Origin of the sequence: Marinobacter sp. (genome assembly GCF_041690455.1) — a bacterium.
GTDB lineage: Bacteria > Pseudomonadota > Gammaproteobacteria > Pseudomonadales > Oleiphilaceae > Marinobacter.
In genome coordinates, this window is the sequence record NZ_JAWLHI010000103.1 from 1 (window position 1) to 9,396 (window position 9,396).

Here is a 9,396-nt window from a genome sequence, read left to right on the forward strand (position 1 = left end):
GTGCTTTCGGCCTTTCTGGATGCCCTGACCGTCACCGCGGTGATCATCTCCGTGGCAGTGGGCTTCTACTCGGTTTATCACAAGGTGGCGTCCGGCAAGGGCTACCAGCACTCCGACCACAACACCAACAGTGACGAGGAAGTGATCGAGCTGCACCGGGAAGACCTGGAGAACTTCCGTGCCTTCCTGCGCAGCCTGCTGATGCATGGTGCAGTCGGTACCGCTCTTGGTGGCGTGACCACGATGGTGGGGGAGCCCCAGAACCTGCTGATCGCCAAGGTCGTGGGCTGGGATTTCGTCGGCTTCTTCCTGAGCATGGCGCCGGTAAGCCTGCCGGTGCTGGTGGGCGGTCTGGTGACCTGCTGGGCCCTGGAGAAGCTGCGCTGGTTCGGCTACGGCGGCCGCCTGCCCAAGCCGGTTCGCCGGGTGCTGGAAGAGTTTGCCGAGAATGAGCGCAACAAGCGCACCAAGGCCGATCAGGCCGCGCTCTGGGTCCAGGCCGCCGCCGCCGCGGTACTGGTTATCGGCCTGGCCTTCCACCTGGCGGAGGTGGGCCTGATCGGTCTGCTGGTGATTATCCTGGTAACCTCCTTTACCGGCATCACCGACGAGCACCAGATCGGCAAGGCGTTCCAGGAATCCCTGCCGTTCACGTCACTGCTGGTGGTGTTTTTTGCCGTGGTTGCCGTTATCCACGAGCAGCACCTGTTCAAGCCGATCATTGACTACGTGCTCTCGCTGCCCGAAAGCGAACAGCCGGGCATGTTCTTCCTGGCTAACGGCCTGCTCTCCATGATCAGTGACAACGTATTCGTAGCCACGGTCTACATCAGTGAGGTCAAACAGGCCCTGGATGCCGGTGCCATCAGTGTCGAGCACTTCCGGGATCTGGCGGTTTCCATCAACACCGGCACCAACCTGCCCAGTGTGGCAACCCCCAACGGCCAGGCTGCCTTCCTGTTCCTGCTGACCTCCGCGATTGCTCCGCTGGTGCGTCTGTCCTACGGGCGCATGGTCTGGATGGCGCTGCCCTACACTCTGGTGATGGGCGGAATTGGCCTGTATTTCGTCGTGTACCACATCTGACGTATCGGGCGAAATTGCGCTACGCGTCAGTGCAGACTCCGGAAGTTCTGGTACTCTAGGCGGCAGAGAAATTTGCAGAACTGGAGATCATGAATAGTCGCGCGAAGTTGTCCTCCGGATTCCGGGAGGTTCGGTTTACGGTCCGGTTTTGTGCCTGGGTGACCATGGCTCTGTTGGCTATCGCCACCTCTTCGTCCATTGCGGAGACCGCCGAGAACAGCCGGGTTGTCACCATTGCCTACAACGAATTCCCGCCCTTTGCCCATCACACCGAATCCGGCGAGGCCTCCGGCCTGATTATCGAAATGACCCGCAAGGTGGTTGAAGAGGCAGGCTATGAGCCCGAATTCCTGTTCCTGCCCATCAGCCGGATCTACCTCTACCTGAAAAACGGCACGGTGGATGCCTGGCCCGGGCTGACCAACATTCCCCAGCTGGAGGGAGAAGTCCTCGAAAGCTGGGCCCAACCACTCACTGTGCAGCTCAGCGCCTGGTACCTGGAGGGCAACCCGCCCCTGAATCACTTTTATGACCTCCAGGGCAAGACCGTGATCGTGATCGGAGGCTACACCTACGCCGGCATGATCGAGTGGTTGCGGGAGTCGGACCGGATCCTGGTCACCGAGGCCCCGAATCACCGGGCAGCCATCGATATGCTCAAGCGCCGGAGGGGCGACTACGTTCTGGATTACCGTGCACCGGTACAGGAAATCCTGACGGAACCGTCCGACAGCGTGGTGAGGGAATCGCAAGTCCGCTCCCGGACCGCAGCCTGGCTGTTCTCCCTCGCCAACCCGCGGGCGGCGATTCTCCGGGAAGAGTTTGATGACGCCTACCTGCGATTGGTAAAGCGGGGCGAATTACCGGTCATGCACCGGAACGGTCAGGGCTACGTGATTCCCGGTTTTCCGGAAGCCTATCGCTGAGTTTCGAGTCGTTCAGGGCGAGAGCGTGAGGTCCCGATACCAAGCGGTGGCACGCTCTCCGGTGTTGTCCGAATCGGACATGATGGCGATACCCACCACCGGTGGCGGGTCCTCGCCGAAGGCCCTGCGGTAGTCCGCCGCGATATCCCGTTCCACGCTGACCCATTGGCCGACCTGACTGCCGCCGGAGTTTACCGCCACCATCATGGTCCGCTCGGTGTAGGAATTGGCGATGAATTCCCCCTCGGGCAGCTTGTTGGCCCAGATGTAATTGAGGGCATTGCCGGGCAGGGTCTCCCCGAACAGCACTTCCACCGTCTTGCGCTTGGCTCGCTCGAAGAACCCGGCTTCCTCGGGCTGGAACTCGAAGGCCACGTAGACCCGGGCCGGGTAGTCGTCCCCGGATTTTTCCCGGGCGTTGCCGGCTTCGAACACATTCGACACCTTCCACTGCCAGGCCAGCTTCTGACTGCTGTCCGGTTCCAGGTTAAGCCGGGTGATCAGCCCGGAGGCGCCACCCTCAGTGGTGGCCCTGACCACCTGTTGGCCATCCTGCTGCACGAGTTCATAGAGGGTGTGCTGCTCGATCTTCGGGAATTGCAGCGGCTCCCAGCCATCATCCAGCGACCCGATTTGCGAGAAAGGCGGTATCGGATTGTTGACGGCCAGGACCTGGGCGCCCAACGCCGCAGAGACTGTGATGCCGGCCAACCAGTACCAGCGAGATTTCATGGCCTACCCCTTGTAATGTTGTATCAACGAAGACAGGGCGACGGCGGAAAAGTGCCTTGTCCCGATCCTGTTACGTGTATATAGTGTTTCTATCCTTGGTCAACTACCAGATGTTGTGATCATTCTCTGATCGCCTCCGGTAGTCGGGAATCCGGTGAGAGTCCGGAACTGACGCGCAGCGGTATTGGGGAACGAGCGTGGCACGATGACACTGGCATCCGCCGGGAAGTCGCCACGCAAGGCCGGATCAGATGATCCACGCCCCTGAGTCCGAAGACCTGCCAGGGATCAGGAGCCAGTAACACCGGCTTCTGGACTGCACCTTCGCGACTCAGGGTGAGCAGACCGGTTCCCGTTGCCTGTCCTCCAGGCAAAGTGTGCCCCTGCATTCGCGAAGGTGAAATGGAACCAACGCGAACCCAGGAGAGCACCATGACCGCCACCGCCTTCGCCGAACCACCGGCAGCTTCCACCGATACCCAATCCCTTCAGGTAATTAAACGCAACGGCACCCTGGTTGGATTCAATCCGGCCAAAATCAGTGTCGCCGTCACCAAGGCCTTCCTTGCCGTGGAAGGCGACAAGGCCGCCGGTTCCGCCCGCATCAACGATGCCGTACACCGGGTCACCGAACAGGTGGTCCAGGCCATTAGTCGACGTTTGAAAGCCGGCGGCAAGGTCCACATCGAGGATATCCAGGACCAGGTGGAACTGGCCCTGATGCGGGCCGAGGAACAAAAAGTGGCCCGGGCCTACGTGCTGTATCGGGAAGAACACGCCCGCAAGCGCGCCGTGGAAGAGCCCATGGAGGCCCACCCGCACCTGACCGTGAAAAAGGCGGACGGCGGCATCGCCCCCCTGGACCTCGGCCTGATGAAGCTGCAGGTGGAGCAGGCCGCCATCGGCCTGGACGGCATTGACGGCGAATCCCTGGTGGAAGACGCCCTTCGCAACCTCTACGACGGCATTGAAGAAACCGAAGTGCTGTCGGCACTGGTCATGACCGCCCGCAGCCGGATCGAGCAGGAGCCCGATTACAGCGCCGTGACCGCCCGACTGCTGCTGGAACAGCTGCGCCTCGAAGCCGCCGAAGCTCTGGACCTGCGACGCAATCAACCGTTGGCGGAAGTTTATCCACAAGCCCTGACCGCCTTCATCCACGCCGGTATCCGCTACGAGTTGCTGGACGAAGCCCTGGCCGCCTTTGATCTCGAGCGCCTCGGCGCGGCCTTGAAACCGGAGCGGGATCACCAGTTCGGCTTCCTGGGTCTGCAGACCCTGTACGATCGCTACTTCCTGCACTGGAACAAGGCCCGGCTGGAACTGCCCCAGGTGTTCTTCATGCGCGTGGCCATGGGGCTGGCGCTTAGGGAAGGCGATCCCAACGCCCGGGCCATCGAATTCTATGAGTTGCTGTCCAGCTTCGACTACATGGCCAGCACGCCAACCCTGTTCAACAGCGGCACCCGCCACTCCCAGCTGTCCTCCTGCTACCTGACCACCGTGCAGGATGACCTGGAGAGCATCTACGGCGCGATTCGCGACAACGCCATGCTCTCCAAATGGGCGGGCGGCCTGGGCAATGACTGGACCCCGGTACGGGCGCTGGGCTCCCACATCAAGGGCACCAACGGCCAGAGCCAGGGCGTGGTGCCGTTCCTGAAAGTGGTGAACGACACCGCCGTGGCAGTCAACCAGGGCGGCAAGCGCAAGGGCGCGGTGTGCGCCTACCTGGAAAGCTGGCATCTGGACATCGAGGAATTCCTGGAGCTGCGCAAGAACACCGGCGACGAACGCCGCCGCACCCACGACATGAACACCGCCAACTGGGTGCCGGACCTGCTGATCGAACGCATGCGCGAGGACCGGGACTGGACCCTGTTCTCCCCCAGTGACGTGCCGGACCTGCATGATCTGTACGGCAACGCCTTCCGCGAACGCTACGAGCATTACGAAGCGCTGGCGGAGCAGGGCAAAATCAAGCTGTTCAAGAAGATCCCCGCCAAACAGCTCTGGCGCAAGATGCTCACCGTGCTGTTCGAGACCGGCCACCCCTGGATCACCTTCAAGGACCCCTGCAACCTGCGCTCGCCCCAGCAGCATCAGGGCGTCGTCCACAGCTCCAACCTGTGCACCGAGATCACCCTGAACACCAGCGCCGATGAGATTGCCGTGTGTAACCTGGGCTCGGTCAACCTGGCCGCCCATATCGTCGGAGGCGAGCTGGACGTGCAGCGCCTGGAACGCACCGTGACCACCGCCGTGCGCATGCTCGACAACGTCATCGACATCAACTACTACGCCGTGCCCCAGGCCCGGAACTCCAACCTGAAACACCGTCCAGTAGGCCTCGGCCTGATGGGCTTCCAGGACGCGCTCTATCAACTGGGCCTGCCGTACTCCAGCCCGGAAGCGGTGGAGTTTGCCGATGTTGCCATGGAGCAGCTCAGCTACTTTGCCATCCGCGCCTCCGCTACCCTGGCCGGCGAACGGGGCGCCTACGACACCTACGAGGGTTCACTCTGGCACCAGGGCATCCTGCCCATCGACTCCATCAACCTGCTGAAGGAAAACCGCCGGGATGGAGACTGCTCGGTGAATACCGACACGCGCCTGGACTGGACCCCGGTGCGGGAGCTGATTGCGAAGAACGGCATGCGTAACAGCAACGTCATGGCCATCGCGCCGACCGCCACCATCTCCAACATCGTGGGCGTGTCCCAGTCCATTGAACCGGCGTACCAGAACCTGTTCGTCAAATCGAACCTGTCCGGCGAATTCACGGTGGTGAACCCCTCCCTGGTTCGCGACCTCAAGGCCGAAGGCCTGTGGGACAACGTGATGGTCAACGATCTCAAATACTTTGACGGCTCGGTACAGCAGATCGACCGCATCCCGGCCGAACTCAAGGCCCGCTACGCGACCGCCTTCGAGATCGACGCCCGCTGGCTCGTGGAAGCCGCTGCCCGTCGTCAGAAATGGCTTGATCAGGCCCAGAGCCTGAACCTGTATATGGCCGAACCCAGCGGCAAGAAGCTGGACGCCCTGTATCAGCTGGCCTGGGAGCGCGGGCTCAAGACCACCTATTACCTGCGCTCCCTGGGGGCCACCGGCGCCGAGAAAACCGCCCCGGTCGCCGCGCCGCAACCGCAGGTGTGCTCAATCGACGACCCCGACTGCGAAGCCTGTCAGTAACCACTTACTTTATCTTTGGGAGGCATGATTATGCTGGACTGGGACGACGAACCGAAAACCGAACCCGGACCGGCCGCCACCGGCGGCCCCGCACCCGTGAATGTGGACGACAAGCGGGTGATCAACGGCGAGACCGACATCAACCAACTGGCGCCGTTCAAGTACCCCTGGGCCTGGGAGTACTTCATGAACGCCAACAAGAACCACTGGACCCCGCTGGACGTCAACATGGCCCAGGACGTCCACGACTACCATCACCGCCTGAACCCGGCGGAGAAGCACGTGTACGAGAACGTGCTGGCCTATCTCACCACTTCCGACATCCTGGCCATGCGCAACATCGGCCTGGCGGTGATGGAGAAGATGAGCGCACCGGAGCTGCAGATCTACCAGGCCCGTCAGGTGTACGAGGAATCCATGCACACCTGGGCCTACCAGCACTGCATCGAAACCCTGAATCTGGACCAGAGCGAGATCTACAACCGTTACCGCGTAGTGCCGGAGATCCACGGCAAGATCAAAATGGCCAATCGCCGGCTCGATGCCGCCATGCGCCCGGACTTGAACCTGCGCAACCCCGATGACCTGCAGGAATTCGTCATGTCCTACTTGTTCTTCGCGGCGGTGTTCGAAGGCGCCTGGTTCTACAACGGCTTCAGCCCGATTTTCGCCCTCCAGCGTCGCGGCCTGATGCGCGGCACCGGGGAGCAGCTGCAGTACATCCTGCGGGACGAGGCCATGCACTTCTCCTTTGGCCTGAAAGTGGTGAACCAGATCCTCGAGGAGGAAAACATCACCCTGGACCCGAAAGCCGTGCGCAAGATGTGGGATGAATCCGAGGCGGCGGAAACCGCCTACGCCAACTACATCCTGCGGGACCCGATCCTGGGTTATTCTGCCGAGTACCACAGCGAACAGTTCCGTTTCGTGGCCAACCGGCGGGCGCGAACCGTGGGGTTGGAAGAACCGTTCCCCGGGGCGAAGAACGTCTCGCCCTGGCTGGACGAGCAGGCCACCCTGCGCAAGGAGAAGAACTTCTTCGAGACCCGGGTGATTGAATACCAGACCGGCGCGCAGCTGGAGTGGTAAGCCGGTAGGGAAGGACGGAGCTGTCCGATCTGTCGGGCAGCTCCGTCGGCCCTATTTCCGGGCCATGGCCTCGAGCATCCGGTTCACCGCGTCCAGGTGCTCCGGTTCGTTGTGGCACATGCCCTGGAAACAGGCGCAGATGTCCAGGAAATCCTTCAGCTCGGTGCGCTGGGCCATCTTCATCAGGCGCTTGGTCAGGCGGGTCGCCTTGGGCGGCTGACTGGCCATTTTCTGTGCCATCTTCAGGGTTGCCGGCATCAGCTCATCGGCCGGTACCACGTCCATCACGATGCCCAGTTCCTTGGCTTCGGTGGCATCCACGATGCGGCCGGTCAGCGTCAGCTCGAACGCGCGTTGGTAGCCGATGAGCCGCTGCATGAACCAGGCGCCGCCATCGCCGGGAATGATGCCCAGGTTCAGGAAGGTCTCGCCGAACTTGGCCGAGTCGGCGGCAATGCGGATATCCGCCATGTTGGCCAGATCAAACCCGGCGCCAATGGCCGGCCCGTTCACCGCGGCAATGACCGGTACCTCTACCGCCTGCATCGCCAGCGGAATGCGCTGGATGCCCTTGCGATAGTGCTCGGCACACTCGGCCGGATCCCCGGCGAAATCACCACTGCGGTTGGCCATGTCCCGGACGTTGCCACCGGCACTGAAGGCTGAGCCGGCCCCGGTGATCACCAGTACCGAGACGTCCTGGCAGTGATTGACCCATTCCGCCGTGGTGACGATGTCATCGATCAGGTTCGAGCCGGTAAGGGCATTGCGCAGATCGTGCCGGTTCAGGGTCAGCACCGCCACGCCGTCTTCCAGGGTGAGCAGGGCGTCGGTCAGCTGGGGCAGGTTGGTCATCGTGGATTCCTTGTTCTGTAGATTCAGGGCGATTGTCTCCCTATGATTGGCCCATGCCAAGAACCTTCTACCGCCGTGGCCCCGACCATCGGGACGATACCCCCGTGACCTTCCTGGATGTTCGCCGCCGCTTCGATTTCCGCACGGTGGAGATCGGCCGCTGGGTGACCGAACCGGAAAAGCAGCGCAGCGCCGCCCTGTTCTACGATGCCCTGTGTGATCTCATGACCATCCTCGGCGGCACCGAAACCCTCATCTCCCTGCGCGGCACCCTGGCACTGCAGTACGGCATCGGTGGCCGCCCCGGCGTCTCCGCCCACTACAGCCCCGCGACCCGCAGCTTCGCCCTGGCCAAGAACGCCGGCCCCGGCAGCATCGCCCACGAATGGTTCCACGCCTTCGACCATTACATAGCCGACAAGTTATTCCCGGGCACCGGTAAGGGGGAATTCACCTCAAAGCTTTGGCTCACCCGCGAAGACGCCATCGCCCATCCCCTGAACGACCGCCTGCAGGCCTGCTACCGCGCCGTGCTGCTGAACGATGCCGGCACCGAACCCAGCGATCTGTTCAGACAATCCGCGAAAGCTGACAAGGCCGCCGGCGTTCACTACTACAGCCAGCCGGAGGAACTGTGCGCCCGGGCCTTTGAAGCCTTTGTGCAGGACGCCGACTGCAAGAATGCGTTTCTGGTGCGGGGAACGCGGGAATCGGAAGAGGCAAAGCTGGGGCTTTATCCACAGGGTAAACACCGCGACCGAATCAACGGCGCTTTCCGGGACTATTTCCAAACCCTGGGCCGAGCCCTGCGGCGCACAGACCACTGAGAACCGGAGTTATACGAACGCGTTCGCAAAACTCCGAAAGTTGCATGAGAAATCCGTGTAACTCTCTGATAGGGTTGGAAAGAAGGAAAACAACGGGTGGAGTTATACGCCTAGAATGGTGATCAGGGGTGGCTCGAAGGTGGGCGTATAACTCCTGCGGTAGCCTTGGTTAAATTCTCTCAAGCAATTGGTTTTGAAACAATTTTTGAAAATTCTTGAGAGTTTTAAGATGGAGTTTTACGAACGGGTGATATACGAACGCGTTCGTATAATTAGCTGTTAGAAGACAAGGAGGAGAGTATGGAGAAGCCGGATGTTTCTGGATTTAGTGATAGCGGGCTGCAAAAGATGCATTTGGCAGTCCTGCATTCCTTAGAGAAAGACGACGCCACTCCGGAAGGAAAGCCCAAGGTCTATGGTGTGAGAGAGTACAACGATTGGCGAGCTTGGGCTGACGCACTGGAAGAAGAGATGGATAAGCGCGGCGTTACCCATAACAAAGTTCCATGGTAGATTCTCTTCTAACAAGCAGCGGCAGCAAGGCACCTTCGGTGCCGGACGCGCTTTCGCGCGCCGCTGCGCATGGACGTGTGTGCCGGGCATGGCACAGAACTAGGGAGGTGAAAGTCCCCCTGCCAGGTGTTCGCAGAGCCGAAGGCTAGGAGAAGGGCAAGGGCGTCACCGCG

General features: G+C 61.3%; 8 protein-coding genes and 1 riboswitch. Of the genes, 6 read left to right on the forward strand and 2 right to left on the reverse strand.

Going from position 1 to position 9,396, the window contains the following annotated elements:
• A partial coding sequence (locus ACESMW_RS17580; protein ID WP_372988282.1) for an SLC13 family permease occupies positions 1 to 1,086 on the forward strand: 1,086 nt, incomplete at its 5' end.
• Between the two features lie 89 nt (positions 1,087 to 1,175).
• On the forward strand, positions 1,176 to 2,012 hold the full coding sequence (locus ACESMW_RS17585; protein ID WP_372988283.1) for a substrate-binding periplasmic protein: 837 nt from the start codon (positions 1,176 to 1,178) through the stop codon (positions 2,010 to 2,012).
• A 12-nt stretch (positions 2,013 to 2,024) separates the two neighbouring features.
• On the opposite strand, the gene ACESMW_RS17590 is transcribed toward ACESMW_RS17585, so the two are convergent.
• Positions 2,025 to 2,744: a DUF3047 domain-containing protein gene (locus tag ACESMW_RS17590; protein WP_372988284.1), complete on the reverse strand. Its 720-nt coding sequence runs from the start codon at positions 2,742 to 2,744 to the stop codon at positions 2,025 to 2,027.
• Positions 2,745 to 2,854: 110 nt separating this feature from the next.
• A riboswitch (cobalamin riboswitch) is annotated at positions 2,855 to 3,045 on the forward strand.
• A 131-nt stretch (positions 3,046 to 3,176) separates the two neighbouring features.
• Here ACESMW_RS17590 and ACESMW_RS17595 point away from each other — a divergent pair.
• Positions 3,177 to 5,939: a ribonucleoside-diphosphate reductase subunit alpha gene (locus ACESMW_RS17595; protein WP_372988285.1), complete on the forward strand. Its 2,763-nt coding sequence runs from the start codon at positions 3,177 to 3,179 to the stop codon at positions 5,937 to 5,939.
• Between the two features lie 30 nt (positions 5,940 to 5,969).
• Complete coding sequence (locus ACESMW_RS17600; RefSeq protein ID WP_372988286.1) at positions 5,970 to 7,028, forward strand: ribonucleotide-diphosphate reductase subunit beta; 1,059 nt, start codon at positions 5,970 to 5,972, stop codon at positions 7,026 to 7,028.
• 51 nt (positions 7,029 to 7,079) lie between these two features.
• On the opposite strand, the gene ACESMW_RS17605 is transcribed toward ACESMW_RS17600, so the two are convergent.
• Complete coding sequence (locus tag ACESMW_RS17605) at positions 7,080 to 7,883, reverse strand: enoyl-CoA hydratase-related protein (RefSeq protein WP_372988287.1); 804 nt, start codon at positions 7,881 to 7,883, stop codon at positions 7,080 to 7,082.
• Positions 7,884 to 7,936: 53 nt separating this feature from the next.
• On the opposite strand from ACESMW_RS17605, the gene ACESMW_RS17610 reads away from it, so the two are divergent.
• A complete protein-coding gene (locus ACESMW_RS17610; RefSeq protein WP_372988288.1) occupies positions 7,937 to 8,710 on the forward strand; it encodes a CLCA_X family protein in 774 nt (257 codons plus the stop codon).
• Between the two features lie 300 nt (positions 8,711 to 9,010).
• The gene (locus ACESMW_RS17615; protein WP_372988289.1) at positions 9,011 to 9,223 is read left to right on the forward strand and encodes a hypothetical protein; all 213 of its coding nucleotides are present in this window, start codon (positions 9,011 to 9,013) and stop codon (positions 9,221 to 9,223) included.
• Positions 9,224 to 9,396: the final 173 nt, after the last annotated feature.